This window comes from Klebsiella pneumoniae subsp. pneumoniae HS11286 (genome assembly GCF_000240185.1).
Classification (GTDB): domain Bacteria; phylum Pseudomonadota; class Gammaproteobacteria; order Enterobacterales; family Enterobacteriaceae; genus Klebsiella; species Klebsiella pneumoniae.
The window spans coordinates 1700678-1725657 of the sequence record NC_016845.1 but is presented as its reverse complement, the minus strand read 5'-3'; the positions used below and the strand labels follow the sequence as shown (position 1 = coordinate 1725657).

30 protein-coding genes and 3 other annotated features are annotated in these 24980 nt (G+C 58.8%); of the genes, 14 read left to right on the top strand and 16 right to left on the bottom strand.

Annotated features, from left to right (window positions below; genetic code table 11):
* Positions 1–2: 2 nt before the first annotated feature.
* Both KPHS_16680 and KPHS_16670 read right to left on the bottom strand, forming a co-directional pair.
* Complete coding sequence (locus KPHS_16680) at positions 3–212, bottom strand: RlmF-related methyltransferase (protein ID YP_005225968.1); 210 nt, start codon at positions 210–212, stop codon at positions 3–5.
* Positions 3–916: a sequence feature (potential frameshift: common BLAST hit: gi|152969393|ref|YP_001334502.1| putative SAM-dependent methyltransferase), on the bottom strand. It overlaps the preceding gene by 210 nt.
* Positions 227–916 (bottom strand): putative SAM-dependent methyltransferase, encoded by a 690-nt coding sequence (locus KPHS_16670; RefSeq protein ID YP_005225967.1) that lies wholly within the window; start codon positions 914–916, stop codon positions 227–229. (Overlaps the previous feature by 690 nt.)
* 96 nt (positions 917–1012) lie before the next feature.
* Here KPHS_16670 and KPHS_16660 point away from each other — a divergent pair, with 96 nt between their 5' ends.
* The 4 genes from KPHS_16660 to KPHS_16630 all read left to right on the top strand — a co-directional run bounded on the left by KPHS_16660 (position 1013) and on the right by KPHS_16630 (position 2860).
* The gene (locus KPHS_16660; RefSeq protein YP_005225966.1) at positions 1013–1627 is read left to right on the top strand and encodes a flavin reductase family protein; all 615 of its coding nucleotides are present in this window, start codon (positions 1013–1015) and stop codon (positions 1625–1627) included.
* Between the two features lie 139 nt (positions 1628–1766).
* Positions 1767–2027 (top strand): DUF1471 domain-containing protein, encoded by a 261-nt coding sequence (locus KPHS_16650; RefSeq protein YP_005225965.1) that lies wholly within the window; start codon positions 1767–1769, stop codon positions 2025–2027.
* A 20-nt stretch (positions 2028–2047) separates the two neighbouring features.
* Positions 2048–2314 (top strand): DksA/TraR family C4-type zinc finger protein, encoded by a 267-nt coding sequence (locus KPHS_16640; protein YP_005225964.1) that lies wholly within the window; start codon positions 2048–2050, stop codon positions 2312–2314.
* A 285-nt stretch (positions 2315–2599) separates the two neighbouring features.
* Positions 2600–2860 (top strand): DUF1471 domain-containing protein, encoded by a 261-nt coding sequence (locus KPHS_16630; protein YP_005225963.1) that lies wholly within the window; start codon positions 2600–2602, stop codon positions 2858–2860.
* Positions 2861–2969: 109 nt separating this feature from the next.
* Here the strand turns inward: KPHS_16630 and KPHS_16620 are convergent, their stop codons facing one another.
* The 9 genes from KPHS_16620 to KPHS_16540 all read right to left on the bottom strand — a co-directional run bounded on the left by KPHS_16620 (position 2970) and on the right by KPHS_16540 (position 12300).
* Positions 2970–3938, bottom strand: coding sequence for a DNA-binding protein YbiB (locus KPHS_16620; protein ID YP_005225962.1), 969 nt, complete (start codon positions 3936–3938; stop codon positions 2970–2972).
* Positions 3939–3967: 29 nt separating this feature from the next.
* Positions 3968–6136, bottom strand: coding sequence for an ATP-dependent DNA helicase DinG (locus KPHS_16610; protein YP_005225961.1), 2169 nt, complete (start codon positions 6134–6136; stop codon positions 3968–3970).
* Positions 6137–6323: 187 nt separating this feature from the next.
* A complete protein-coding gene (locus KPHS_16600) occupies positions 6324–7679 on the bottom strand; it encodes an ATP-dependent RNA helicase RhlE (RefSeq protein YP_005225960.1) in 1356 nt (451 codons plus the stop codon).
* 214 nt (positions 7680–7893) lie between these two features.
* Positions 7894–8679, bottom strand: a complete 786-nt coding sequence (locus KPHS_16590) for a putative transketolase (protein YP_005225959.1) — start codon at positions 8677–8679, stop codon at positions 7894–7896.
* Positions 7894–8885, bottom strand: a sequence feature (potential frameshift: common BLAST hit: gi|238893852|ref|YP_002918586.1| putative transketolase). It overlaps the preceding gene by 786 nt.
* Positions 8655–8885, bottom strand: coding sequence for a putative transketolase (locus tag KPHS_16580; protein YP_005225958.1), 231 nt, complete (start codon positions 8883–8885; stop codon positions 8655–8657). Its footprint overlaps the feature before it by 231 nt. The genes KPHS_16590 and KPHS_16580 overlap by 25 nt, the downstream gene beginning before the upstream one ends.
* Positions 8885–9730, bottom strand: a complete 846-nt coding sequence (locus KPHS_16570) for a putative transketolase (protein YP_005225957.1) — start codon at positions 9728–9730, stop codon at positions 8885–8887. The genes KPHS_16580 and KPHS_16570 overlap by 1 nt, the downstream gene beginning before the upstream one ends.
* Before the next feature lie 13 nt (positions 9731–9743).
* Positions 9744–10493 carry a putative short-chain dehydrogenase/reductase SDR gene (locus KPHS_16560; RefSeq protein ID YP_005225956.1) on the bottom strand — a complete coding sequence of 250 codons (750 nt, stop codon included), beginning with the start codon at positions 10491–10493 and terminating at the stop codon, positions 9744–9746.
* A gap of 50 nt (positions 10494–10543) precedes the next feature.
* Entirely contained in the window at positions 10544–11875 is a 1332-nt protein-coding gene (locus KPHS_16550; protein YP_005225955.1) for a putative general substrate transporter, read from the bottom strand.
* Between the two features lie 287 nt (positions 11876–12162).
* Positions 12163–12300: a hypothetical protein gene (locus tag KPHS_16540; protein ID YP_005225954.1), complete on the bottom strand. Its 138-nt coding sequence runs from the start codon at positions 12298–12300 to the stop codon at positions 12163–12165.
* On the opposite strand from KPHS_16540, the gene KPHS_16530 reads away from it, so the two are divergent.
* The 7 genes from KPHS_16530 to KPHS_16470 all read left to right on the top strand — a co-directional run bounded on the left by KPHS_16530 (position 12292) and on the right by KPHS_16470 (position 19033).
* Complete coding sequence (locus KPHS_16530; RefSeq protein YP_005225953.1) at positions 12292–13215, top strand: transcriptional regulator LysR; 924 nt, start codon at positions 12292–12294, stop codon at positions 13213–13215. The two genes, KPHS_16540 and KPHS_16530, sit on opposite strands and share 9 nt — an antisense overlap.
* Before the next feature lie 73 nt (positions 13216–13288).
* On the top strand, positions 13289–13591 hold the full coding sequence (locus tag KPHS_16520) for a putative DNA-binding transcriptional regulator (RefSeq protein ID YP_005225952.1): 303 nt from the start codon (positions 13289–13291) through the stop codon (positions 13589–13591).
* Positions 13289–13947: a sequence feature (potential frameshift: common BLAST hit: gi|238893846|ref|YP_002918580.1| putative DNA-binding transcriptional regulator), on the top strand. (Overlaps the previous gene by 303 nt.)
* On the top strand, positions 13588–13947 hold the full coding sequence (locus tag KPHS_16510) for a putative DNA-binding transcriptional regulator (protein YP_005225951.1): 360 nt from the start codon (positions 13588–13590) through the stop codon (positions 13945–13947). Its footprint overlaps the feature before it by 360 nt. The genes KPHS_16520 and KPHS_16510 overlap by 4 nt, the downstream gene beginning before the upstream one ends.
* Positions 13947–14942, top strand: coding sequence for a secretion protein HlyD (locus tag KPHS_16500; RefSeq protein YP_005225950.1), 996 nt, complete (start codon positions 13947–13949; stop codon positions 14940–14942). Before KPHS_16510 ends, KPHS_16500 begins: the two co-directional genes overlap by 1 nt.
* Positions 14935–16674, top strand: a complete 1740-nt coding sequence (locus tag KPHS_16490) for a putative ABC-type transport system ATP-binding component (RefSeq protein ID YP_005225949.1) — start codon at positions 14935–14937, stop codon at positions 16672–16674. The genes KPHS_16500 and KPHS_16490 overlap by 8 nt, the downstream gene beginning before the upstream one ends.
* On the top strand, positions 16664–17797 hold the full coding sequence (locus KPHS_16480) for an ABC transporter membrane protein (RefSeq protein ID YP_005225948.1): 1134 nt from the start codon (positions 16664–16666) through the stop codon (positions 17795–17797). Before KPHS_16490 ends, KPHS_16480 begins: the two co-directional genes overlap by 11 nt.
* Positions 17798–17926: 129 nt before the next feature.
* Positions 17927–19033 (top strand): putative ABC-type transport system inner membrane component, encoded by a 1107-nt coding sequence (locus tag KPHS_16470; RefSeq protein ID YP_005225947.1) that lies wholly within the window; start codon positions 17927–17929, stop codon positions 19031–19033.
* A gap of 60 nt (positions 19034–19093) precedes the next feature.
* On the opposite strand, the gene KPHS_16460 is transcribed toward KPHS_16470, so the two are convergent.
* Positions 19094–19477 carry a membrane protein gene (locus tag KPHS_16460; protein YP_005225946.1) on the bottom strand — a complete coding sequence of 128 codons (384 nt, stop codon included), beginning with the start codon at positions 19475–19477 and terminating at the stop codon, positions 19094–19096.
* Positions 19478–19662: 185 nt separating this feature from the next.
* Here KPHS_16460 and KPHS_16450 point away from each other — a divergent pair, with 185 nt between their 5' ends.
* The 3 genes from KPHS_16450 to KPHS_16430 are packed head-to-tail and all read left to right on the top strand — an operon-like array spanning position 19663 to position 22627.
* Positions 19663–20424 (top strand): putative DNase, encoded by a 762-nt coding sequence (locus KPHS_16450; RefSeq protein ID YP_005225945.1) that lies wholly within the window; start codon positions 19663–19665, stop codon positions 20422–20424.
* Positions 20421–21665 (top strand): cardiolipin synthase 2, encoded by a 1245-nt coding sequence (locus tag KPHS_16440; RefSeq protein ID YP_005225944.1) that lies wholly within the window; start codon positions 20421–20423, stop codon positions 21663–21665. Before KPHS_16450 ends, KPHS_16440 begins: the two co-directional genes overlap by 4 nt.
* Complete coding sequence (locus KPHS_16430; protein YP_005225943.1) at positions 21662–22627, top strand: putative negative regulator; 966 nt, start codon at positions 21662–21664, stop codon at positions 22625–22627. The genes KPHS_16440 and KPHS_16430 overlap by 4 nt, the downstream gene beginning before the upstream one ends.
* 417 nt (positions 22628–23044) lie before the next feature.
* Here KPHS_16430 and KPHS_16420 read toward each other — a convergent pair whose 3' ends face one another.
* Genes KPHS_16420 through KPHS_16390 form a run of 4 tightly spaced genes read right to left on the bottom strand, consistent with a single transcriptional unit; the run spans position 23045 to position 24978 of the window.
* On the bottom strand, positions 23045–23749 hold the full coding sequence (locus tag KPHS_16420; protein ID YP_005225942.1) for a putative transport protein: 705 nt from the start codon (positions 23747–23749) through the stop codon (positions 23045–23047).
* 45 nt (positions 23750–23794) lie between these two features.
* Positions 23795–24247: a molybdopterin synthase large subunit gene (locus KPHS_16410; protein YP_005225941.1), complete on the bottom strand. Its 453-nt coding sequence runs from the start codon at positions 24245–24247 to the stop codon at positions 23795–23797.
* A gap of 1 nt (position 24248) precedes the next feature.
* The gene (locus tag KPHS_16400) at positions 24249–24497 is read right to left on the bottom strand and encodes a molybdopterin biosynthesis protein (RefSeq protein ID YP_005225940.1); all 249 of its coding nucleotides are present in this window, start codon (positions 24495–24497) and stop codon (positions 24249–24251) included.
* The gene (locus KPHS_16390) at positions 24490–24978 is read right to left on the bottom strand and encodes a molybdenum cofactor biosynthesis protein C (protein YP_005225939.1); all 489 of its coding nucleotides are present in this window, start codon (positions 24976–24978) and stop codon (positions 24490–24492) included. Before KPHS_16390 ends, KPHS_16400 begins: the two co-directional genes overlap by 8 nt.
* Positions 24979–24980 lie beyond the last annotated feature (2 nt).

Genomic DNA, 24980 nt, shown 5'->3' with positions numbered 1-24980 from the left:
CGTTAGAATGGACGACGGCGTTTGGCGTCGTCCATAAAGCTCCAGGCGATAAAGCGACTTTGCTTTTGCCCCTGGGCCATCTCCTTTTTCACCACTTTCACTGCGCCGACCTCGGTCAGCAGGCGGTAGAGCGGCGGCAGATTATCGCCACGCGACACCAGCGAGGTAAACCATTTCACCTGGCGGGCGAAGGCCTGGCTTTCGCGGATCATCTGCGAGATAAAGGCTACTTCGCCCCCTTCGCACCACAGCTCCTGCTGCTGACCGCCAAAATTGAGGCCACTTTCGGCGCCGAGTCCGAGGTTGCGGCGCTTGCGCTCGCCCCCCGCCCGGGCGCTCTCTGCGGAGTCATGGAACGGCGGATTACACAGCGTGGCGTCGTAGGTCTCGTTTTATGGATCACGCCGTGAAAGATAGCCTGGCTCTCTTTTTGCCGGCGCAGGCGGATCTGCCGGGTCAAGCCCGGGTTGCCATTGATAATCGCCTGCGCGCTGGCGAACGCCTGCGGGTTGATTTCACTGCCGGTAAAGCGCCAGCCATACTCGTGAGCGCCGATCAGGGGATAGATGAGGTTAGCGCCGGTGCCAATATCAAGGATCGTGGCATCCTTCGGCACCTCGCCGCTATCCCCGGCCAGCAGATCCGCCAGATGATGAATATAGTCGGCCCGCCCAGGCACCGGCGGACAGAGAAAGCCGTCAGGAATGTCCCAGTGTTTGACCGCGTAGAAATGCGCCAGCAGCGCTTTATTCAACGCCTTCACCGCCTGCGGATTGGCAAAATCAATGGTCTGCTCACCCAGCGGATTGAGCGTAATGTAGCCCTGCAGGTCAGGATGGGCCTGGCAGAGCGCGGGCAGGTCGTAGCGTTGATGGTGGCGGTTACGCGGGTGTAACCCCGGTTTCTGGGCTTTCATGACAATCTCCTTTGAACAGCCGCGTAAGATACCCGTTGACGGCGGCGCGGTAAATAAGGGAGTCTGGATATCTCCATTATCCGTGACAGGTGCAGCATGTACTTTTATCAACCTTCGCAGGGCCACGGCCTGCCGCATGACCCGCTGAACGCGATAATCGGGCCTCGCCCGATAGGCTGGATCGCCTCCCAGGACGCCGAGGGCCAGCGTAATCTGGCGCCATACAGCTTTTTTAACTGCTTTAACTATCGGCCGCCAATCATTGGTTTCGCCAGTAGCGGCTGGAAAGACAGCGTGCGAAATATCGTCGAAACAAAGGAGTTCGTCTGGAACCTGGCGACGCGACCGCTGGCCATGGCGATGAATGAAACGTCAGCCTCGATTCCGCACCATGAGGACGAATTCGTGCGCGCCGGCCTCACCGCCGCCGCCAGCCGCCTGGTCAGCGCTCCCCGGGTCGCGGAGAGTCCGGTAAACTTTGAGTGCCGTCTGTCGCAGTGTATTCAACTCACCACCGCCGACGGCAACCCTGTCGATACGTGGCTGGTGCTCGGTGAAGTGGTCGCCGTGCATATCGATGAATCACTGCTGGACAACGGTATCTATCAAACCGCCCGGGCCCAGCCGATCCTGCGCGCCGGTGGCCCGAGCGCCTATTACGGTATTGATGACAGCCTGCGCTTTGACATGATCCGCCCTGACGCCCGCTAAATAATCTACCGGCCAGAGTAGCGCTCCCCTGCGCCGGTAGCATGCAAAACGCACTGTTTTGCATTAAACATTCCCTGTCGCGCGGTCTGGAAAGACCTACACTTAAGCTATGTCCCATGCGGTTTATGAGGATATGCTGATGAAATTCGTCTCGCTGCTGTTCGCCGCGGCGCTCACCGCTCATGCCACCGCGGCCTCTCCCCTGCCACCGCCACCCGTACTGCCCTATAACGGGCCGCTCCGCCCTGTCGGCACCGTCTCCGCCTTCGGCGCCAGCACCCTGGACGACCTGGCGGCCGCCCTCGCGGATAAGGCCCACCGCCAGGGGGCGATAGCCTGGCGGATCAATGCCGCCAGCAGCGGTAACCGGCTGTACGGTTCAGCTATAATTTATCAATAACCTTTTACAGGAGGCAGACGATGGCATCAGGTTGGGCAGGCGACGGCGCCGTACAGGATCAGATCGACAGCACTATTGACGATGCGGTGGCTCGCGCCCGCCGCGAGCTTCCGCGCGGCGAAAGCAACAAATTTTGTGATGAATGCGGAGAGCCGATTCCGGAGGCCCGTCGACAGGCCATCCCAGGGGTCAGATACTGCGTGAAGTGCCAGCAGGAGAAAGATTTACATAACAATACATTTTCAGGATATAATCGTCGCGGTTCCAAGGATAGCCAGCTACGCTGACTTTCCTTTACCGTTTATGACAGCCTTTCGCATTATCTTTTCGCGCACATTTTTTGGCGGAAAAAGTCGCAATATGTGCCCTTAAACGCGTCGGTCTTCCACGCTACGCTTCGTGACGAAAAGAATGAGAAATAATTTATTAATAATCAGTAAATTATTAATCATTCAAAAAATTCGATGAAGACTGTGAATTTCCTTCGATTTTATCTCCCGCAAAAAAGCGTGATACTTATCACATCGACGGAACATCGTCCCCTGAACAGAACAACCTGCGAGAGATTAACTATGAAAAACATCACATATGCTGCCGCTGCCATCGCTCTGACCGCTCTTTCCTTCGGCGCCTTTGCCGCCGAACCGGTTACCCCCGCTCAGGCTGAAAGCATGAATAAGATCGGCGTGGTGTCTGCGCAAGGCGCAACCACTTTAGATGGTCTGGAAGCAAAACTGGCTGCTAAAGCCGAAGCCGCTGGCGCGACCGGCTACAGCATTACTTCCGCTAACACCAACAACAAACTGAGCGGTACTGCGGTTATCTATAAATAATCGCTGCACCCATCTGTAAGCCACTGAATTAACCCTGAAAAGACCTTTAATACCCTTGCCTTGCCCGTCCGAGCCACCGGACGGGCTTTTTTTTATCCTGCAGATCCGATCACCAACAGTCGTTGACGCGGCTGAGGCCCTGCTCCAGCGAGGTGACTTCCCCGCAGGCCAGCAGGCAGCAGGCAAGCTGGATCTTCAACGAGTTGGGCACCGGTTCGACGCCAGCGACGCAGCGTTCAATCCAGCGCGCGGTGACCTCAGGGTCTTTCGAGGTCGGCAGGACCACCGCCTCCGCTGCCATCTCAGTCTGGCGTTCGTACAGCACCCGCACGCCCTGCTCATCAATCAGGCTGATCTGCGGACAGCGCTGCGGGTTGGCGTACACTTCGCCCTCGGTACCATGCATCAGCAGCGCGCGGCCACCGGTCTCGCGAAAGAAGTTCGCCACCCGGGGAACATATTCCGGATGCGACACGCTGGAGAGACGCAATGCCTCCCCTTCGCCAAACGGCGTGGCCAGCTTGGCCAGGGTATGGGCGCTGTTGCGTACGCCCATCCGCCAGCGCATCGCCAGCTGTTTCTCCAGCGGCGGACAGAAGGTCCCCACCGGGATATACACCGGTTCATGGCCCTCCAGCTGCGCCTGAGCCTGTCCGGCGTGCAGGGTGGCCGGAATGTCCAGCAGGGTAAAAATGGTTTCGGTCAGCACCCGGGTGGGATCGTGACTGACGCCGTGAACCACCACCGGAAATCCCAGCTTGTGCAGGAGCATCGCCAGCAGCGGCGTGAGGTTCGCCTGCTTGCGCGCGCCGTTGTAGCTGGGGATAACGATCGGCATCGGCTTGCCGGCCGGCGGGGTCAGGCGCAGCGTATGCTGCTGCATCGCGGCGTAAAAACCTTTCATCTCCGCTTCGCCTTCGCCTTTAATGCGCAGGGCGATTAATATTCCCCCCAGCTCCAGCTCCGGCACCTCGCTGTTCAGCATCCGCGCGTAGAGCGCACGGGCGGTCTCTTCATCGAGATCGCGGGCATGATTCTTACCGCGACCCACCTCTTTTATAATTTTGCTGTACTCCATGGCTCCCCCTGGTGCATCACGCGCCGGCGTCAGCGACGTTTGCGGCCCGTCTGTTTTGCTGTCTGTTTTGCTGTCTGTTTTGCTTTCCGTTTTACTATAACCTCCGGAACGCCCGGCTGCTCTATGGGAAAAACAGGTAACGCGTTCAGTAGACGCGCGCCGTAGTTTTTGGTCAACAGACGCTTATCGTAAATCACCACCTCTCCCCAGCAGTTATGGCTACGGATCAAACGCCCCACCTGCTGAATAAGATTAAAGGAGGCGCTGGGCAAACTCTGTACCTCGAAGGGATAACGATTGAGGCTTTTCAGCCATTCGCCTTCGGTGATCACTACCGGGCTGTCGATGGGCGGAAAAGCGATTTTATGGATATGCACCTGGCTCAGCAGATCGCCTTTTAAATCGAGACCTTCGGCAAAGGACTGCAGACCCACCAGCACGCTGCGCTCGCCGCTTTCCACCCGTTTGCGATGCAGCTCCACCAGCCGGTAGCGCGGCTGGTCGCCCTGCACCAACAGCATCAGGCGCAGATCGGTCACATGCTCGAGGAAGCGGTTCATCGCCCGCCCGCTGGCAAACAGCACCAGCATCCCGAGATGTTTTTTGCTCTCCACCTGCTGGCGAAAATAGGCCGCCATCTCGGCAATGTGCTGCTCTTCGTTATCCATCAGCGGTTCATAACGCATTTGAGGAATAATAATTTTCCCCTGCTCCACGTGGTTGAACGGCGAATCCAGCGCCACGAAGCGGTCCCCCGCTTTCTCCTTCAGACCGCTCATCTCCTGCAGGCGCGAGAAGCTGTTTAGCGAGCGCAGCGTCGCTGACGTCACCACGATATGCGGCACGCTGCGCCACAGCAGCCGTTCAAGCTGATCGCTGACGCGGATCCCGACGCAGTGGAACCAGACGTGGATCTGGCCATCGCGCACCACCCGCGTCGCCCATTTGGTTACCGGCGCGCCTGAGGACTGCGCCAGCGACGCCAGGCGCCACAGCTTGCTTTGGCTTTCAAACATGCCAAGGGCGCGGTTCATCTGCAGCAGCACCCGATGCAGGCGCACCACGTCATGGCTGCCGGTCTTTTCGCTGAGATCGTTCAGGAACAGCTCCGCCAGGCCGCGCAGCAACTCGGTGAGCTTCGCCAGCCGCTGGCAGATCTCCATCACCTCCTGCGGCAGTTCGCCCATCGGGAAGCGATGCTCCGCTTCCTGACCGGCGGGCATATAGAGATTGAGAATATTATTCAACGAGGCAATCAGCTCGAAAAGCTCTTCGCAATGAGCGGTGAGCCGCTCCGGATTGGCCAGCGGCGGCGTGGTTTTCGGACGAAACTGCTCCATGCAGGTGGCCACCAGCTTGCAGAACAGATCCAGCTGCAGGCGAAACCAGGGGGCGGTGATCTCGGCGCTCATCTCCAGCGCGTCGCGGGCGACGTCCGGCAGATGATGGCCTTCATCGAGGACCAGCAGCAGGTTTTTCGGCTCCGGCAGCACCGCTTCGCTCTCCATCGCCGCCATCACCAGCGCATGGTTGGCCACCACCACTTCCGCCTCCTGAATTTCCCGCCGCGCCACAAAGAACGGGCACTCGCGATAGTAGTGGCAGTTGCGGTTCAGGCAGCTGGCCTTATCGGTGCTCAGCCGGCTCCATAGCCCATCGTCGATGGCTTTGTCGGTATGGTCGCGCAGGCCGTCCCAGCGGTAGCTGTCGAGATCCTGCTTCAGGGTCGCGCACAGCTTCTGCTCCGCCTGATTATTCGGGGTGAGATCGTCATCGAGAAAGGCCAGCAGATCCTGCTGCGACGGCTCGGTGCTGGCCAGCGCCGTCAGGTTGCGCGGACAGACGTAGCGTCCGCGGCCAAAGGCGGCGGTGAAGCGCAGGTAGGGAATGATTTTACGCAGCAGCGGCAGGTCCTTACTGTAGATTTGATCCTGCAGGGCGACGTTGGCGGTGCTGACCACCAGCGTTTTTTGTTCCTCGCGGGCGATGGCGATGCCCGGGATCAGATATGACAGCGTTTTGCCGACGCCGGTCGGCGCTTCGATAGCCAGATGCCTGCCCTCTTCCCCGGCAAGGGTTTTCGCCACATCGGCGATCATCTGCCGCTGCGGGGGACGCGGAATAAAGTCCGGGATCTGTTCCTGAAGCGCCTTATACCAGGCGGCGATTTGCGCTTTCAGCGCAGCGGTCAAAGCCATGAGAAAACCTGAATACTGTATAAACAGCCACTATTGTGCCATTTTTGCCCGCCCGGAGGTATTGCTTTCTGCGGAGTGTGGAAGCCTGCTCGACAAATAGTGTAATGGAAAGAAAAAGGCCCGCCGCCGCGTAGCGGACAGACGGGCCTGAGCCGGGGCGCGTTATCGCGGCCCGGACATCAGCGTGTTATTCGCCAGCCGGTTTACGCGGGCGACGGCGGCGCGGCGGTTTGCCGTCCTGAGTGCGCGCTTTCGGCGCCTCGCCGTCCTGACGGCGCGGGGCATTATTCTGGCTGCGCGGCTGTCCGCTGCGTCCCTGACCCTGGCCGCCGCGTCCCTGACCTTGCCCACGACCGCCGCCGCGCTGCTGGCGACCGTTCTGGATAGGTTCGGCTTTAATGGACGGATCCGGCTCATAGCCGGCAATCGCGATGCGCGGGATCTCTTTTTTCAGCAGGCGCTCGATATCGCGCAGCAGCTTATGCTCATCCACGCACACCAGCGATAAGGCTTCGCCGGTGGCCGCCGCGCGACCGGTACGGCCGATACGGTGGACGTAATCTTCCGGTACGTTCGGCAGCTCGTAGTTCACCACGTGCGGCAGCTCTTCGATATCCAGACCGCGGGCGGCGATATCGGTCGCCACCAGCACGCGAATGCCGCCGGATTTAAAGTCGGCCAGCGCGCGGGTACGCGCTCCCTGGCTCTTGTTGCCATGGATCGCCGCGCTGCGGATGCCGTCTTTGTTGAGCTGTTCCGCGAGGTGGTTGGCGCCATGCTTGGTACGGGTAAACACCAGCACCTGCTGCCAGTTGCCTTCGCCGATAAGCTGCGACAGCAGTTCACGCTTGCGGTTCTTGTCAACGAAATGGACGTGCTGGGTGATCTGCTCGGACGCGGTGTTACGACGCGCCACTTCCACTTCCAGCGGGTTGTGCAGCAGTTTCTCGGCCAGGCCCTTGATCTCGTCGGAGAAGGTCGCCGAGAACAGCAGGTTCTGTCGACGCGCCGGCAGTTTGGCCAGTACGCGACGGATGTCATGGATAAAGCCCATATCCAGCATACGGTCCGCTTCGTCCAGCACGAGGATTTCAACTTTATCAAGACTGACGGCGTTCTGATGTTCAAGATCCAGCAGACGGCCCGGGGTGGCGACGAGGATGTCGACGCCGCCGCGCAGCTTCATCATCTGCGGGTTGATGCTCACGCCGCCAAAGACCACCAGCGAGCGAATATTCAGGTATTTACTGTAATCGCGGACGTTCTCGCCCACCTGCGCCGCCAGCTCACGGGTCGGGGTCAGGATCAGCGCGCGCACCGGACGACGGCCCTTTGCGTGCGGCTCATTCTGGATCAGGCGCTGCAGCAGCGGCAGGGTAAAGCCCGCCGTTTTACCGGTGCCGGTCTGGGCGCTGGCCATCAGGTCACGGCCCTGCAGTACCGCCGGGATCGCCTGCTGCTGGATAGGGGTCGGCTCAACGTAGCCCTGCTCAGCGACAGCGCGCAGGATATCGGGATTCAGGCCTAGGGAATCAAAAGACATAACAACTCCGAACCGCCCCGGCCCGGTGAAGGGCGTAGTTTTCAGGGAGATTATTGCGATAAGAGATGGCAAAAACCACAATGCCATGAAGGGGCGCAGTCTAGCAGATTTTGTGACAGGCCGCATAAAATCTGCAAAAGAATGCCGCGCCTGGCTGGCGGGCATGAGAAGGCCGCTGAGCGCGCTCAGCGGCCAGTGGGCCATAGCAGCGCGGTTAACGCAGACGATACTTAATTTTTTCGACAATCTTCGCGGTGGAGATGCCGTAGCGATCGTGGAGGGTCGGCAGGGCGCCGGCTAACAGGAACGCGTCGGGCAGCCCCACGCTATCCAGCTCACAGCGTACGCCCTTACGCATCAGCAGCGCGGCCACCGCTTCCCCCAGGCCGCCGACCGCGGTGTGGTTCTCCGCAGTTACCACCAGGCGGCCCGGCTTCGACGCCTGTTCAATAATCGCTTTCTCATCCAGCGGTTTGATGGTCGGCACGTGCAGAACCGCCACGCCGATATTATCGGCCCGCAGCTTTTCAGCCGCCTCCAGCGCGCGCATGGTCATCAGCCCGGAGGAGATAATCAGCACATCGTTGCCGTCCTCCAGCAGCTTCGCCTTACCCAGTTCGAACTGATAGTCATATTTATCCAGCACCAGCGGCACCTTACCGCGCAGCAGACGCATATACACCGGCCCCTGGTGATCGGCAATGGCCGGTACCGCCTGCTCTATCTCCAGCGCATCGCAAGGATCGACGATAACCATCCCGGGGATACCGCGCATGATCGCCAGATCTTCGGTGGCCTGATGGCTGGGGCCATAGCCGGTCGTCAGGCCCGGCAGCGCCGCGCAGATCTTCACGTTCAGATGCTCTTCGGCGATGACCTGGTGAATAAAATCATAGGCGCGACGGGTTGCAAAGGCGGCATAGGTGGTGGCGAAAGGAATAAATCCCTCCTTCGCCATCCCCCCTGCCGCCGCCATCAGCAGCTGTTCGGCCATGCCCATCTGGAAAAGCGATCCGGGAAGGCCTGGGCGAAAATATGCAGATCGGTATATTTTGACAGGTCCGCGGTCATGCCGACGATTTCCGGGCGCTGCGCCGCCAGTTTTGACAGCGCGACGCCGAAGGGCGCAGGGACGGTCGCCTGGCCTTCATCAGCAATCGAGGCGATCATCGCCGACGTTTTTAAACGGGGTTGACTCTGGCTCATTACAGCACTCCTTCCGGTTTGTTAGCGTCCAGCACCGCGATCGCTTTTTGCCATTCGTCGGCATCGACGCGAATAAAATGGTTTTTATCGCGGGTTTCGAGGAACGGCACCCCTTTGCCCATCAGCGTGTCGCATAAAATGACCCGCGGCTGATTGCCGGAATAACTTTTCGCGTTGTCAAAGGCGGCCATCACCGCCGGCAGATCGTTACCGTCCACGCGCTGTACGTACCAGCCGAAGGCGGCCCATTTATCCTGCAGCGGCTCAAAGCCGAGGATTTTGCGTGAATCGCCGTCAGCCTGCTGTTTGTTGACATCGACAAGGTTAATCAGGTTGCTCAGGCCATAGTGAGCCGCCGACATCGCTGCCTCCCAGGTCGACCCTTCGTCCAGCTCCCCATCGGACATGGAGTTGTAGACCCAGGCCTTGCTCTGTTTCTGCCGCAGCCCAAGCGCCATGCCGACGGCAATGGACAGCCCCTGCCCCAGCGAGCCGCCGGACATCTCCATCCCCGGGGTGTAGGTCGCCATGCCGGACATCGGCAGGCGGCTGTCGTCGGAGCCGTAGGTTTCCAGTTCGGCTTCCGGGATAATGCCCGCCTCCAGCAGCGCGGCATAATAAGCGATAGCGTAATGGCCATGAGAGAGCAGGAAGCGATCGCGCCCCTCCCACTCGGGATCTTCCGGGCGATAGGTCATGGCATGGCTGAAGGCGGTGGCGAGCACATCGGCATAGCCCAGCGCCTGGCCGATATAGCCCTGCCCCTGCACTTCCCCCATTTGCAGGGCGTAACGGCGAATACGCCACGCCGCCGCGGCGACTTTTTGTGATTCGGTCATCTTCATCTGTTTGCCTCGCTTAGTGAATTAACATGCCGCCGTTGACGTCCAGGGTGATGCCGGTGGAGTAGGAGGAAAGATCGCTGCCGAGGAACAGCGCGGCGCGCGCGATGTCTATCGCGTCGCCAAGGCGGTTCATCGGAATGCCGGCAAGAATGTTGGCCGTCATGTCATCAGTCAGCTTGCCGGCGGTAATGTCGGTCTGAATCAGCCCCGGGGTGATGCAGTTAACGCGGACGTTATCCGGGCCAAGCTCGCGCGCCATCGCCCGCGCCAGACCCAGCACCCCGGCTTTTGCCGCGCTGTAGTGCGGTCCGCCAAAGATACCGCCGCCGCGCTGGGCGGAGACGGACGAGATGCAGACGATGCTGCCGGATTTTTGCGCCCGCATGGTGGGGATAACCGCCTGCGACATCAGCAGCGTACCGCGCAGGCTAACATCAAGAACCGCGTCATAGTTGGCGCGCTTGATATCCATCAGCTTCAGCGGCTGGGTAATCCCGGCGTTATTGACCAGTACATCAACCCGACCGTATTTCGCCAGGATCTGTTCGATGGCCGCCTGCACCTGCACTTCATCAGCGACGTTGGCTGCCAGGCCGAGATGGCCTTCGCCTAATGCCGCCGCGGCGGTTTTACTGGCTTCGCCATTGAGGTCGATAATGACCACTTTCGCGCCGTTTTCGGCGAATAATTTCGCAGTCGCGAAGCCCAAACCGCGTGCGGAGGCCGCGCCAGTAATAATGGCGACTTTATCTTTTAATAACATAGTTTCACTCCATGACATTACGTCATATTAATTAACAGGATATATTTCCGTTATTGTGGTTCATCGAGGAAAAGAATCACCACCAAACCAATGGCGGCGCAGATACCAAAATAGGTAAATACAGAATTAAAACTCCCGGTTTTATCAAGCAAGAAACCAGCCGCCATCGGCGCGACAAATCCACCGAGGTTGCCGCCGCTATTAATTATGGAAGAGGCGATTGGATAGGTTTTGCTATCCGAAACGGCCATACCGTACGCGGTAAAGGCTGGCCAGCCGATATTTAAACAAAAGCCGACAAAGAATAATCCAATACAAACTGCCAGGGTGCTGGCCGGGATATTCAGCATAATTAGCATCATGACCACCGTTGACACCGCAGTGAACATCATGGTGGGTTTACGCCGGCGGCCTAATAGCTTATCCGAAACCCATCCGCCGCCGATCGCGCCAATAAAGCCGCCGATGCACGGCATACTGGCCACGAAGCCCATACTCATTACATCGAAACCGCGCTCTTTCACTAAATACAGGGGGATCCAGGTTAATAATCCGTACAGCACGCTAACCATCATAAAATACGCCAGGCAGTCACCGAGAATATTTTTTGAGGTGAATAAGCCTTTCGCCGTATCAATTGGCGCCATCTTCTTTACCCGAATGATTTTATCCAGCCAGGTAAATCTTTCGGCAATTAAGATATTTTCGCGTACGCTATTATTATGACTTTCACGCCCGGCATTAATCTCTGCCAGTTCGCTTTGGGAAACAAATCCGCTCTCAGCAGGCTTGGATTTGACCAGCAGATACCACGCGATGGCCGCCACAATTCCGGGTATAGCAAAAGAGAAAAAGACCCACCGCCAGCCCCAGGTTACCGCAATCCACACCGCCAGCGGCGGCACAATAATCGGCGCAAACATGGTCGCCGCGATGTAAACGCCGGTTGCTGTGGCTTTCTCTTTTGGTGGAAACCAGTTATTTATGGTGGAAGCCAGCCCCACCGGGCAAGGCCCTTCGCTCAGCCCCAGTCCCAGCCGCACCAGCTTCAGGCCAAACACCGAGCTCACCGTGCCCATCAGCCAGGTAAAGGCGGAGAAGCCGAAAATGGAGAGCGATACCAGCCCCCGGGTACCGCGTTTGGCGATGAAAAAGCCGGCCGGGATCTGGCTTACCGCATAGCCGAGGAAAAACATACTGGCGATGGCCCCGGCTTCAAAATTATTGATATGAAACTCATCAATGATGAAAGGCAGTACCGCGCCAATATTCGTTCGGTCGGCGTAATTGATGGCATACACCAGAAAAATCATCGTCAAAACCACGAAACGATATTTCGTTTTCCTGGCGTCAGTACAGACCAGCGTATCTATACGTGACATAGGGTTTCCTCGTTTTATACCTCATCCACTTCGCTGTAAGCTGCCGCTTCGGATCACCGCGTTTTACTATCCATACAGGAGCAAGAGATAAATGCTTTTCGCCAGCGAAACAGGTGGTTAGGTGTTTTATAATTGCGATGCAAGAGCATCGCAGTTTGTTATCAGGCCTGTGAGAGGAATATAACAACCCCAAAATGAAACGGTATTCAAAAAACCTCAATTATGATTGAGAAAAATTGAGTTAGTGACTTCCCGCAAATTTTTAGCGTTTACTGACCTGCGCGCTTTTAACAAGATAAATTGTTAAGCCCATCACAAATTAACGTTGTTTTTTCGCTTTTCCCTATGCTGTACATCCCGGCTGCGCCACGCTGTTCGCTATTTTCTTTTATTCGCGCCCCGCGCAGGATGCCGCCATGAGCCAACCGCTACCCAATAAAAATCTGCCGATGCCCTCTTTACGCAATATCCAGGCTTTTATTGAAGTCGCCGCTACCGGCAGCCTTAACCTGGCCGCAGAGAATCTCAATATTACCGCCTCGGCGGTCAGCCATCAGATAGCTAGCCTGGAGCACTTTCTGGGGAAAAAACTGTTCTCCCGCAGCAGCAAAGGCGTCACGTTAACGGCGGTGGGAGAAAAATATCTCAAAGAGGTCTCCGGGGCGCTAAATATGATTGGCCAGGCCACCAGCCAGGTGATCAACGATATCCATCAGGATTATTTACGCATTCATTCGGCGCCGAGCTTCGGCCTGCTATGGCTGATGCCCCGTCTGGATAAATTCCGCCAGGCGTGGCCGGCGTTAAAAATCAGCCTGACCTGTTCATACGAAAGCATCCAGTTCTCCCGGGATAATATTGATATCGATATTCGTCACGGGCTGTCACAGTGGCCGACGCTGCTGGTCAGAACCATTAAAAATGAGCGCGTCCTGCCCTACAGCGCAGCGTCTTATTTAGCCTGCCATCCTGTGCAGGTTGTGGAAGATCTGCTGGCCTGCGATCTGATCCACTCCGACAGCACCTTGATTAACTGGAGCAACTGGCTGTCGTGGCACAAGGTCCGCGGCTGGCATAAAAACTTCATTTTTAATTTCGACCGGTCATATATGAGCATCGAGGCGGCCAGAATGGGGATGGGCGTGATCCTCGAGAGCAATCTGCTGGCCGGCGGACACGTGCGCCAGGGGCAGCTGACGCCGGTATTTGCCGACGAGCGGAGCATGCCGGTCGGCGCGCACCACTTCGTCCTCCCCCACGCTAATGAACAGAAGGAGAAGGTCCAGCGCTTCTTCGCCTGGGTCGCCGGAGAGCTGAAAGAGGAAGGGTTCCATATTTGATCCCGGCTGGTGGACAAACCGCCAGTCGGCGCCTAAAGTTAATCAATCGATTGATTAATTTTTACCGAGCGCGATGACCAGTAAAGGCGAACAGGCAAAAAATCAGCTTATCGCGGCCGCTATCGCCCAGTTTGGCGAGTACGGCCAGCACGCCACCACCCGCGATATCGCCGCCCAGGCCGGGCAGAATATCGCCGCTATCACCTATTATTTTGGCTCGAAAGACGATCTGTATCTTGCCTGCGCCCAGTGGATCGCCGATTTTATCGGCGACAATTTCGCCCGCAGGCCGAAGCGGCGGAGCACCTGCTTGCCGGGGAAGCGCCGGATCGCCAGGCGATCCGCGACCTCATCCTTAGCGCCTGCCACAACATGATCCTGCTGCTCACCCAGGACGATACGGTTAACCTAAGCAAATTCATTTCCCGTGAGCAGCTGGCGCCGACCGCCGCCTACCATCTGATCCACCAGCAGGTGATTGCCCCCCTGCACCATTATCTCACCCGGCTGATTGCCGCCTGGACCGGCTGCGAAGCCAGTGATACGCAAATGATCCTCCATACCCACGCCCTGCTGGGCGAGGTGCTCGCTTTCCGTCTCGGGCGTGAAACTATCCTGCTGCGCACCGGCTGGACGCAGTTTGACGCGCAAAAAACGGAACAGATTTTCGAAGTCATTACCTGTCATATCGATTTCATCCTGCATGGGTTATCGCAAAGGAGTTTGGGCTGATGAAAAAACCCGTCGTCGTCATTCTGCTGATCGTAATTCTTCTCGCCGCGCTGGGCGGCGGCTGGTGGTGGTACCAGAGCAGCCGGCAGCAGCCGCTGACCCTGTATGGCAATGTCGATATCCGCACCGTCAACATGAGCTTCCGCGTTGGCGGTAGGCTGGCCTCGCTGACCGTCGACGAAGGCGACAGCATCCGCGCCGGGCAAACTCTCGGCGAGCTTGACCGCGCGCCGTATGAAAATGCCCTGCTGCAGGCCCAGGCCAATGTCTCCACCGCCCAGGCGCAGTATGACCTGATGATGGCCGGCTACCGCGCGGAAGAGATTGCCCAGGCCGCGGCGGCGGTGAAACAGGCGCAGGCCGCTTACGACTATGCGCAAAACTTTTATCAGCGCCAGCTCGGGCTGCGCGCCAGCAGCGCCATTTCCGCCAACGATCTGGAGAATGCCCGCTCCTCGCGCGATCAGGCGCAGGCAACGCTCAAATCGGCGCAGGATAAGCTGCGTCAGTATCGCGCCGGTAACCGCCCGCAGGAGATTGCCCAGGCCAAAGCCAGTCTGGAACAGGCGCAGGCGGCGCTGGCCCAGGCCAAACTGGACCTGCACGATACCGTGCTCACCGCCCCTTCTGACGGTACGCTGATGACCCGCGCCGTCGAGCCCGGCACTATGCTCAACGCCGGCGGTACCGTACTGACCCTGTCGTTAACGCATCCGGTGTGGGTCCGCGCCTATGTTGACGAGAAAAACCTCGGCCAGGCGCAGCCGGGACAAGAAGTGCTGCTCTATACCGACAGCCGGCCGGATAAGCCCTATCACGGCAAAATCGGTTTTGTCTCGCCGAGCGCTGAATTCACGCCGAAGACCGTCGAGACCCCGGATCTGCGCACCGATCTGGTCTACCGTCTGCGCATTGTGGTGACTGATGCCGACGGCGCGCTGCGCCAGGGAATGCCGGTGACCATCTCCTTTAGCCACGGGAACGGACATGAGTGAGACCGTCATCGCCTTAAACGGCCTGAGCCGCCGTTTTCCCGGTATGGACAGGCCAGCGGTAGCGCCGCTCACCTGTACGATCCGCGCCGGCTACGTCACCGGGCTGGTGGGGCCCGACGGCGCGGGGAAAACCACCCTGATGCGAATGCTCGCCGGATTGCTCAAGCCTGATGAGGGTCGCGCCAGCGTGATAGGCTTCGACCCGCTAAAAGACGACAGCGCCCTGCACGCGGTGCTCGGCTATATGCCACAGAAGTTCGGCCTGTATGAAGATCTGACGGTGATGGAAAACCTGACCCTGTACGCCGACCTGCGCAGCGTCACCGGCGAGGCGCGGAAGAAAATTTTCGACCGCCTGCTGGAGTTCACCTCCCTTGGTCCATTCACCGAACGGCTGGCAGGCAAGCTTTCCGGCGGGATGAAGCAAAAGCTGGGCCTCGCCTGTACCCTGGTGGGCGATCCGAAAGTACTGCTGCTCGATGAGCCCGGCGTCGGCGTCGACCCTATCTCGCGCCGCGAGCTATGGCAGATGGTGCACGAGCTGGCCGGCGACGGCATGCTGATCCTGTGGAGCACCTCCTATCTCGATGAAGCCGAGCAGTGTCGCGATGTGCTGCTGATGAACGAAGGCAAACTGCTCTACCAGGGCGAGCCGACGGCGCTGACGCAAACCATGGCCGGGTGCAGCTTTCTGGTTTCCAGCCCGCAGGAAAACAACCGCCGCCTGCTGCAGCGGGCGCTGAAGCTGCCGCAGGTTAGCGACGGGGTGATCCAGGGCAAATCGGTGCGTCTGATCCTGAAAAAGGACGCGCGCATTGAGGAAGTCCAGCAGCATGGCGACATGCCGCCCCTGCAGGTGGCCGACACCGCACCGCGCTTTGAAGATGCGTTTATCGACCTGCTCGGCGGCGCCGGGACCGCTGAATCGCCGTTGGGGGCGATTATCCATCGCGTTGACGGCAGCAAAGAGGAAACGGTCATTGAAGCCCAGTCGTTAACGAAAAAGTTTGGTGATTTCGCCGCTACCGACCATGTCGATTTCCAGGTTAAGCGCGGTGAAATTTTCGGCCTGCTCGGCCCCAACGGCGCCGGGAAATCCACCACCTTCAAAATGATGTGCGGCCTGCTGGTGCCCACCTCCGGCAAAGCGCTGGTGCTGGGAATGGATCTCAAGGTCAGCTCTGGCAAGGCGCGCCAGCATCTGGGCTATATGGCGCAAAAATTTTCGCTGTACGGCAACCTCAGCGTCGAGCAAAACCTGCGCTTTTTCTCCGGCGTCTATGGCCTGCGCGGCCGGGCGCAAAATGAAAAAATCGCCCGGATGAGCGATGCCTTTGGCCTGAAAAGTATCGCCCGCCACGCCGCCGACGAGCTGCCGCTCGGCTACAAGCAGCGGCTGGCGCTGGCCTGCTCCCTGATGCATGAACCCGATATTCTGTTTCTCGATGAACCCACCTCCGGCGTCGATCCCCTTACCCGCCGCGAGTTCTGGCTACATATTAATAGCATGGTTGATAAAGGCGTGACGGTAATGGTCACCACCCACTTCATGGATGAGGCGGAATACTGCGACCGCATCGGGCTGGTCTATCACGGCAAACTTATCGCCAGCGGGACCCCGGACGCGCTGAAGGCCCAGGCGGCGGACGACAGCCAGACGGACCCAACCATGGAGCAGGCGTTTATTACCCTGATTAACCGCTGGGACAAGGAGAATAGCCATGGGCAATAGCATTCTCTCCTGGCGGCGGGTCCGCGCCCTGTGCGTCAAAGAGACCCGGCAGATTGTGCGCGATCCCAGCAGTTGGCTGATCGCGGTGGTGATCCCCCTGCTGCTGCTGTTTATCTTCGGCTACGGCATTAACCTCGACTCCAGCAGGCTGCGGGTCGGGGTATTGCTTGAGCAGCAGAGCGAAGAGGCGCTGGATTTCGTCCATACCATGACCGGCTCGCCCTATATCGACGCCACCGTCAGCGACAGCCGCAGGCAGCTGATTGAGATGATGCAGGCCGGGCGCATCCGCGCCATGGTGGTCATTCCGGTGGATTTCGACCGCCAGATGGCCCGCCCCGGCGCCGACGCACCGCTGCAGCTCATCACCGACGGCAGCGAGCCCAATACCGCCAACTTCGCTCAGGGCTATGTGGAAGGTATTTGGCAAATCTGGCAGCAGCAGCGGGCGGAAGACCGCGGCGAAACCTTTGAACCGCTGATCGACGTGCAGATGCGCTACTGGTTTAACCCGGCGGCTATTAGCCAGCACTTTATTATCCCCGGGGCGATCACCATCATCATGACCGTGGTCGGCGCCATACTGACCTCGCTGGTGGTGGCCCGCGAATGGGAGCGCGGCACCATGGAGGCGCTGCTGTCGACGGAGATCACCCGCGCCGAACTGCTGCTGTGCAAGCTCATTCCCTACTATTTCCTCGGCATGCTGGCGATGCTGTTGTGTATGCTGGTGTCGGTATTTATTCTCGGCGTGCCCTATCGCGGCTCGCTGCCGATCCTGTTTGTCATTACCAGTCTGTTTTTGCTCAGCACCCTGGGGATGGGGCTGCTGATCTCAACCATTACCCGCAACCAGTTTAACGCCGCGCAGGTGGCGCTGAACGCCGCCTTTTTACCGTCGATTATGCTGTCCGGGTTTATTTTCCAGATAGACAGTATGCCGGCGGTGATCCGCGCGGTGACCTATGTGATCCCGGCGCGCTATTTCGTTAGTACTCTGCAAAGCCTGTTTCTGGCGGGCAATATTCCGGTGGTGCTGCTGGTCAACGTGCTGTTTTTGATTGCGTCGGCGGTGATGTTTATCGGTCTGACGTGGCTGAAAACCAAACGGCGTCTGGATTAGGTTTTGTCCGGTGGCGCTGCGCCGACCGGGCCTACGGTTTAACCAACATCGATTATACGGTTCGCCGATCCCGTAGGCCGGGCAAACGCAGTGCCGCCCGGCGTGGTTGAATGGGCCAAAGGAGCTATTATGTTTCACCGTTTATGGACATTAATCCGCAAAGAGCTGCAGTCGCTGCTGCGCGAGCCGCAGACGCGGGCGATTTTAATCATGCCGGTGCTGATTCAGGTGCTGCTTTTTCCCTTTGCCGCGACGCTGGAGGTGACCAACGCCACCATCGCTATCTACAACGAGGACAGCGGTCGCCACGCGGTGGAACTCACTCAGCGCTTTGCCCGCGCCAAAGCCTTTACCCACGTCCTGCTGCTGCAAAGCCCGCAGGCGATCCAGCCGACCATCGATGAACAAAAAGCTCTGCTGGTGGTGCGCTTCCCGGCCGATTTCTCGCGCAATCTGGATAACTATCAAACCGCCCCGCTGCAGCTTCTGCTCGACGGACGCAACTCCAACAGCGCGCAAATCGCCGCCAACTATCTGCAACAGATTGTGAAAAACTATCAGCAGGAGCTGCTGGAGGGTAAAGCGAAGCCGAACAACAGCGAGCTGGTGGTGCGCAACTGGTACAACCCGAATCTCGACTATAAATGGTTCGTGGTGCCGTCGCTTATCGCCATGATCACTACCATCGGGGTGATGATCGTCACCTCGCTGTCGGTGGCTCGCGAGCGCGAGCAGGGCACCCTTGACCAGCTGCTGGTCTCCCCCCTCGCCACCTGGCAAATTTTCGTCGGCAAGGCGGTGCCGGCGCTGATCGTCGCCACCCTGCAGGCAACTATCGTGCTGGCGATTGGTATCTGGGCCTATCAGATCCCGTTTGCCGGCTCGCTGCTGCTGTTCTATTTCACCATGGTGATTTACGGTCTATCGCTGGTGGGCTTTGGCTTATTGATTTCGTCGCTGTGCGCCACCCAGCAGCAGGCGTTTATCGGCGTGTTCGTCTTTATGATGCCGGCTATTCTCCTGTCGGGGTACGTCTCACCAGTGGAAAACATGCCGCAGTGGCTGCAGAATCTGACCTGGATAAATCCCATCCGCCACTTTACCGATATCACCAAGCAAATTTATCTGAAGGATGCGAGTCTGGAGATTGTGTGGGGAAGTTTGTGGCCGCTACTGGTCATAGCGGCCACCACCGGCTCAGCGGCGTATGCGATGTTCCGAAGGAAGATTGCGTAATACCCGTCATCGTTCAAACTACAACGGCGTTGGCTTTCCTTACTCACCCCAGTCGCATAGTTATCTATGCTTCTGGGGATTCGCTGCGTTGCCGCCTTGTTGTAGCCCGAACGCTTTAGGGTAACGGCTCTTATCTTTCGCCAGCAGCGAGACCACCGCCGGGCCTGCCAGTATCACCAGCCCGGCGAGGGCCAGCAGCAGGTTGTTGTGCAGCACGCGCGACAGCAGCCACAGCGCTATCATGGCCGCGCCGAAGTACCAGGTCGTGGTGAGCTCCTCAAGGAAGTCTCCCACATCGCGCCAGCGCGCCTCATGGTGACGCTGTAAAAACAGCATCGCCAGCAGCGTGACGCTGTAGAGGACGCACAGTCCCAATCCGACGCGCACCAGCGCGCCGCTAATCCAACCCATCACCAGTACTGCCACGACCAGTAGATGCAACATAATCTGCCAGCAACTAAGACCCGTTGCGACGCGTACACGTTGTTGCCACTTCATGGCTTCTCTCCTGAAGGATTTTTCTCTGCTACTCAGAGTACCGCACTTTACGGAAAATTCCGTAACACCGCATCTTTTTGTGACGTCTACTACACTATTTTATTCAGGAAAGTGACATTTACTGGAGAATTATGGCTGAGCCAACGGCGGGATTTTCGTTGAACGTGCTGACAATTAACACCCATAAAGGCTTTACGGCGTTTAATCGGCGTTTTATTTTGCCCGAACTGCGCGACGCCGTGCGCAGCGTTAGCGCGGATATTGTTTGCCTGCAGGAGGTGATGGGCGCTCATGAGGTACATCCGCTGCACATCGAAAACTGGCCGGATACGACCCATTATGAATTTCTCGCCGACACCATGTGGAGCGACTACGCCTACGGGCGCAATGCGGTTTATCCGGAAGGCCACCACGGCAACGCCGTGCTGTCGCGCTTTCCCATTGAATACTACGAAAATCGCGATATCTCGGTCGGCAACGGGGAGAAGCGCGGCCTGCTGTACTGCCGCATCGTGCCGCCGCGGAGCGGGATAACTATTCACGTGATTTGCGTCCATCTCGGTCTACGCGCCGACCAACGGCAGGCGCAGTTGACCATGCTGGCGGAGTGGGTCAATACCCTGCCCGCGGGCGAGCCGGTGGTGGTGGCTGGCGATTTTAACGACTGGCGTCAGCAGGCTAACCAGCCGTTAAAAGCCCAGGCCGGGCTGGAAGAGATCTTTACCCGCGCCCGCGGACGGCCGGCGCGCACCTTTCCGGTCAGTTTTCCGCTGTTGCGCCTCGACCGCATTTACGTCAAGAACGCCCACGCCAGTCGCCCGAAGGCGCTGGCCCTTAAACATTGGCGGCATCTGTCCGATCATGCACCCCTTAGCGTGGAGATACATTTGTGAAATGTCGTTGGCAGGAAGGCAACCGCATTACGCTACTGGAGAATGGCGACCAGTACTATCCGGCGCTGTTTGCGGCCATCGGTCGCGCCAGCCGGCGGGTGATCCTCGAATCCTTTATCTGGTTTGAAGATGAGGTAGGCCGGCGGCTGCACGCGGTCCTGCTCGAGGCTGCCCGCCGCGGCATCCAGGTGGAGGTGCTCCTCGACGGCTATGGTTCCCCGGATCTCAGCGATGAATTTGTCGGCGAGCTCACCGCCGCTGGCGTGATTTTCCGCTACTACGATCCGCGTCCTAAGCTGATGGGGATGCGCACCAATCTGTTCCGTCGCATGCACCGTAAAATCGTGGTAATCGACGACACCACCGCCTTTGTCGGCGGTATTAACTACTCCGCCGAACATATGAGCGACTACGGTCCGGAGGCGAAGCAGGATTATGCGGTGCAGGTCGAAGGGCCGGTGGTGCTCGACATCCTGCAGTTCGAGCTGGAAAACCTGCCCAACAGCGAAACCGCCCGCCGCTGGTGGCGACGTCGTCGCCACCAGCCGGAGATTAACCAGACCCCCGGCGAGGCGCAGGCGCTGTTCGTCTGGCGCGACAACCAGGATCACCGCGACGATATTGAACGCCACTATCTGAAGATGCTGACCAGCGCCCGCCGGGAAGTGATTATCGCTAACGCCTATTTTTTCCCCGGCTACCGCCTGCTGCATGCGATGCGCAATGCCGCGCGGCGCGGAGTACGGGTTAAGCTGATCGTGCAGGGCGAACCGGATATTCCCATTGTGAAGTTTGGCGCCCACCTGCTCTATCACTATCTCGTTAAGGGCGGGGTGCAGATTTACGAATATCGCCGTCGCCCGCTGCATGGCAAGGTCGCTCTGGCAGACGACCACTGGGCCACCGTTGGGTCAAGCAACCTGGATCCGCTCAGCCTGTCGCTGAATCTGGAAGCCAATCTGATCATCCACGATCGGGTGTTTAACCAGACGCTGCGCGATAATCTCAACGGGCTTATCGCCCGGGATTGCCAGCGGATCGATAAAACGATGCTGCCGAAACGCAACTGGTGGCGGCTGGGCGTCAGCGTGATGGCTTTCCACTTTCTGCGCCACTTCCCGGCATGGGTCGGCTGGTTACCGGCTCATACCCCGCGGCTGGCCAGAGTCAGCCCGCCGGTCCAGCCGGAAATTGAAACTCAGGACCGCGTCGAGTCTCCAGCCAGGGATAATCCACTATGAGCAAATCACATCCCCGCTGGCGGATGGCGAAAAGAGTGCTGACCGTGCTCTTTTTTATCGCCGTCATCGTCCTGTTGGTGATCTACGCGCAAAAAGTCGACTGGCAGGACGTGTGGAAGGTGATCCGCGGCTACGATCGGCTGGCCTTGTTTAGCGCCATTGCGCTGGTTATCGTCAGCTACCTCATTTACGGCTGCTACGATCTGCTCGGTCGGGCCTATTGCGGGCACAAGCTGGCGAAACGCCAGGTCATGCTGGTGTCGTTTATCTGCTACGCCTTTAACCTGACACTCAGCACCTGGGTCGGCGGGATCGGTATGCGCTACCGGCTGTACTCGCGGCTGGGGCTGAACGGCAGCACCATCACCCGTATTTTTTCCTTAAGCATTACCACCAACTGGTTGGGCTATATTCTGCTGGGCGGGGTGATATTCACGGCAGATCTGGTGAAGCTGCCGCCGCACTGGTACATCAGCCAGACCACTCTGCGCATTATCGGCGGGGTGATGCTGATCCTTACGCTTTGCTATCTGTTCGGCTGCGCGTTCGCCAAACGCCGTCACCTGACGATTAAAGGCCAGCGGCTGGTGCTGCCCTCCTGGCGCTTCGCGCTGCTGCAGATGGGGCTCTCGGCGGCGAACTGGATGGCGATGGGGGCGATAATCTGGCTGCTGTTGGGCAGCGAGATTAACTATTTTCTGGTATTAGGGGTGCTGCTGGTGAGCAGTATCGCCGGGGTGATTATCCATATTCCGGCTGGGATCGGCGTGCTGGAGGCGGTGTTTATCGCCATGCTCTCCGGGGAAGATATTTCGAAGGGCGCGATCATTGCCGCCCTGCTCGCCTGGCGCGCGCTCTATTATTTCCTGCCATTGCTGCTGGCGACGGTGGCCTATCTGCTGCTGGAGAGCCGGGCGAAAAAGCTGCGGCAAAAGAACCAGCGCAAGCTGGCCCGCGAATGAAACGGTCAGGCCGCGCTGCGCTTGCACGGGCCTACGGGGTGTGAGCCTGTGAGAGGAGCCTGTAGGCCGGGTAAGGCGCAGCCGCCGCCCGGCAGCACCACGGGTACCGTGCCTGATGCCATCGCCCGGCGGCGCTGCGCTTGCGCGGGCCTACGGAGTGTGAGCCTGTGAGAGGATCCTGTAGGCCGGGTAAGGCGTAGCCGCCGCCCGGCAACATCAAGAGTACCGTGCCTGAAATCTCGCCCGGCGGCGCTACGCTTGCGCGGGCCTACGGAGTGTGAGCCTGTGAGAGGATCCTGTAGGCCGGGTAAGGCGCAGCCGCCACCCGGCAAAATCAAGGGTACCGTGCCTGAAATCTCGCCCGGCGGCGCTACGCTTGCCGGGCGTTCGGAGATGCAACCCTGTGATATAAAGAGGTTAGCGGCGGTTGCCCATAATACGCAGCAGCATCAGGAACAGGTTGATGAAGTCCAGATACAGCGTTAAGGCGCCAAGGATCGAGTATTTACGCAGCGTGGCGCTGTCGCGGGTATCAATCTGCTCGCCGATGTTTTTCAGCTTCTGGGTGTCATACGCCGTCAGACCGACAAACAGCACCACCCCAATATAGGTCACGGCCCACATCAGCGCCTCGCTCTTCAGCCACAGGTTGACCAGCGACGCCAGCACGATGCCAATCAGCCCCATAAACAGCATGCTGCCGAAGCCGCTCAGATCGCGCTTCGTGGTGTAACCATACAGGCTCATCGCCCCAAACATCCCGCCGGTGACCACAAAGGTGCTGGCGATCGAGGAATAGGTATAGGCGATAAAAATGCTCGATAGCGTCAGTCCGGTCAGCGCCGAATAGAGCATAAACAGCGTGGTGGCCATCCCGGCGCTCAGCCGCTGCACCATTCCCGACAGCACAAACACCAGCGCCAGCTGGGCAATAATCAGCCCGAAGAAAGTGATTTTGCTCGAAAAGACGAACATCATCACCGCCGGAGTATTCGCTGCAAACCACGCGATAAACGCCGTCAGCAGCAGGCCGACCGTCATCCAGCCGTACACCTGCGCCATGTAAGTCTGCAGGCCGGTACGGCCCTGCACTATTGAATCGGAACGCGGATATCTGTCCATGACTCTCTCCTGATTAACAAAGTTTCACCCTGTAAGCGTATCACACTACCAGCGCTCTGCCGCCTGGCGATCGCTGTCGCGGGCGTCGACCCAGCGTTCGCCATCCGGCGTCGCTTCACGCTTCCAGAACGGCGCGCGGGTTTTCAGGTAATCCATAATAAACTCGCCGGCGGCGAAGGCGCTGCCGCGGTGAGCGCTGGTGACGCCGACAAACACAATCTCTTCCCCCGGCCACATTTCGCCGATGCGATGGATAACCGTCACCCGGCCCAGCGGCCAGCGCTCGCGCGCCAGCTCGACAATTTCCGCCAGCGATTTTTCAGTCATCCCCGGATAGTGCTCGAGGGTCAGCGCCTTCACGCTGTCGCCGAGGTTGTGGTTACGCACTTTACCGGTGAAGGTGACCACCGCGCCGTCTTCATCGCGTTCCGCCAGCCAGGGATATTCCTCACTGACGCTAAAGCGCGCCGGGCTGACCACGATACGGGTTTGCGTCATGTCAGCCCCCCGTTACCGGTGGGAAGAACGCCACTTCGTCGCCGCTGGCCACTGGATGTTCGAAAGAGGTTAGCGTCTGGTTAACCGCCGCCAGCAGCTTGCCCTCCTCCAGGGCCAGCGCCCAGCGATCGCCGCGGGCGGCAAGCTGCTGACGAACCGCTTCGACAGTCGCCAGTTCGCTGGCATCAAGGGTCAGCGAATCGGTACCGACCAGCTCGCGCACCTGGGCAAAAAACAGAACCTTAATCATGGCATTCACCCACCTTAAAATCGCCGGACTTGCCGCCGCTTTTCGCCAGCAGGCGCACTGGGCCAATCACCATATCCTTCTGCACCGCTTTGCACATATCGTAAATGGTCAGCGCGGCAACCGAGGCGGCGGTCAATGCTTCCATCTCAACGCCGGTTTTCCCGGTGAGTCGGCAGAGCGATTCAATGCGCACCCGGTTATGTTCCGGCTGCGCCTGCAGATTGACTTCCACTTTGCTGAGCATCAGCGGATGACACAGCGGGATCAGCTCCCAGGTGCGTTTGGCCGCCTGGATCCCGGCGATACGCGCGGTGGCAAACACGTCGCCTTTATGGTGGCTGCCGTCGATAATCATCGCCAGGGTCGTCGCCTGCATTTCAACGTAAGCCTCGGCGCGCGCTTCGCGCACCGTTTCCGCTTTGCCGGAGACATCGACCATATGGGCTTCACCCGCGGCGTTAATATGGGTCAGTTGTGACATAG

Bases quoted from the DNA above. Each gene is read 5' to 3' on its own strand.
- KPHS_16670 (YP_005225967.1), bottom strand. From the start codon at position 916: ATGAAAGCCCAGAAACCGGGGTTACACCCGCGTAACCGCCACCATCAA.
- KPHS_16490 (YP_005225949.1), top strand. From the start codon at position 14,935: ATGAGTGAGACCGTCATCGCCTTAAACGGCCTGAGCCGCCGTTTTCCC.
- KPHS_16390 (YP_005225939.1), bottom strand. From the start codon at position 24,978: ATGTCACAACTGACCCATATTAACGCCGCGGGTGAAGCCCATATGGTC.
- KPHS_16420 (YP_005225942.1), bottom strand. From the start codon at position 23,749: ATGGACAGATATCCGCGTTCCGATTCAATAGTGCAGGGCCGTACCGGC.
- KPHS_16520 (YP_005225952.1), top strand. From the start codon at position 13,289: ATGACCAGTAAAGGCGAACAGGCAAAAAATCAGCTTATCGCGGCCGCT.
- KPHS_16680 (YP_005225968.1), bottom strand. From the start codon at position 212: ATGATCCGCGAAAGCCAGGCCTTCGCCCGCCAGGTGAAATGGTTTACC.
- KPHS_16600 (YP_005225960.1), bottom strand. From the start codon at position 7,679: ATGTCTTTTGATTCCCTAGGCCTGAATCCCGATATCCTGCGCGCTGTC.
- KPHS_16620 (YP_005225962.1), bottom strand. From the start codon at position 3,938: ATGGAGTACAGCAAAATTATAAAAGAGGTGGGTCGCGGTAAGAATCAT.
- KPHS_16500 (YP_005225950.1), top strand. From the start codon at position 13,947: ATGAAAAAACCCGTCGTCGTCATTCTGCTGATCGTAATTCTTCTCGCC.
- KPHS_16580 (YP_005225958.1), bottom strand. From the start codon at position 8,885: ATGAGCCAGAGTCAACCCCGTTTAAAAACGTCGGCGATGATCGCCTCG.
- KPHS_16510 (YP_005225951.1), top strand. From the start codon at position 13,588: ATGATCCTGCTGCTCACCCAGGACGATACGGTTAACCTAAGCAAATTC.
- KPHS_16590 (YP_005225959.1), bottom strand. From the start codon at position 8,679: ATGGGCATGGCCGAACAGCTGCTGATGGCGGCGGCAGGGGGGATGGCG.
- KPHS_16530 (YP_005225953.1), top strand. From the start codon at position 12,292: ATGAGCCAACCGCTACCCAATAAAAATCTGCCGATGCCCTCTTTACGC.
- KPHS_16630 (YP_005225963.1), top strand. From the start codon at position 2,600: ATGAAAAACATCACATATGCTGCCGCTGCCATCGCTCTGACCGCTCTT.
- KPHS_16460 (YP_005225946.1), bottom strand. From the start codon at position 19,477: ATGTTGCATCTACTGGTCGTGGCAGTACTGGTGATGGGTTGGATTAGC.
- KPHS_16650 (YP_005225965.1), top strand. From the start codon at position 1,767: ATGAAATTCGTCTCGCTGCTGTTCGCCGCGGCGCTCACCGCTCATGCC.
- KPHS_16480 (YP_005225948.1), top strand. From the start codon at position 16,664: ATGGGCAATAGCATTCTCTCCTGGCGGCGGGTCCGCGCCCTGTGCGTC.
- KPHS_16640 (YP_005225964.1), top strand. From the start codon at position 2,048: ATGGCATCAGGTTGGGCAGGCGACGGCGCCGTACAGGATCAGATCGAC.
- KPHS_16610 (YP_005225961.1), bottom strand. From the start codon at position 6,136: ATGGCTTTGACCGCTGCGCTGAAAGCGCAAATCGCCGCCTGGTATAAG.
- KPHS_16570 (YP_005225957.1), bottom strand. From the start codon at position 9,730: ATGAAGATGACCGAATCACAAAAAGTCGCCGCGGCGGCGTGGCGTATT.
- KPHS_16410 (YP_005225941.1), bottom strand. From the start codon at position 24,247: ATGACGCAAACCCGTATCGTGGTCAGCCCGGCGCGCTTTAGCGTCAGT.
- KPHS_16470 (YP_005225947.1), top strand. From the start codon at position 17,927: ATGTTTCACCGTTTATGGACATTAATCCGCAAAGAGCTGCAGTCGCTG.
- KPHS_16450 (YP_005225945.1), top strand. From the start codon at position 19,663: ATGGCTGAGCCAACGGCGGGATTTTCGTTGAACGTGCTGACAATTAAC.
- KPHS_16660 (YP_005225966.1), top strand. From the start codon at position 1,013: ATGTACTTTTATCAACCTTCGCAGGGCCACGGCCTGCCGCATGACCCG.
- KPHS_16550 (YP_005225955.1), bottom strand. From the start codon at position 11,875: ATGTCACGTATAGATACGCTGGTCTGTACTGACGCCAGGAAAACGAAA.
- KPHS_16560 (YP_005225956.1), bottom strand. From the start codon at position 10,493: ATGTTATTAAAAGATAAAGTCGCCATTATTACTGGCGCGGCCTCCGCA.
- KPHS_16400 (YP_005225940.1), bottom strand. From the start codon at position 24,497: ATGATTAAGGTTCTGTTTTTTGCCCAGGTGCGCGAGCTGGTCGGTACC.
- KPHS_16430 (YP_005225943.1), top strand. From the start codon at position 21,662: ATGAGCAAATCACATCCCCGCTGGCGGATGGCGAAAAGAGTGCTGACC.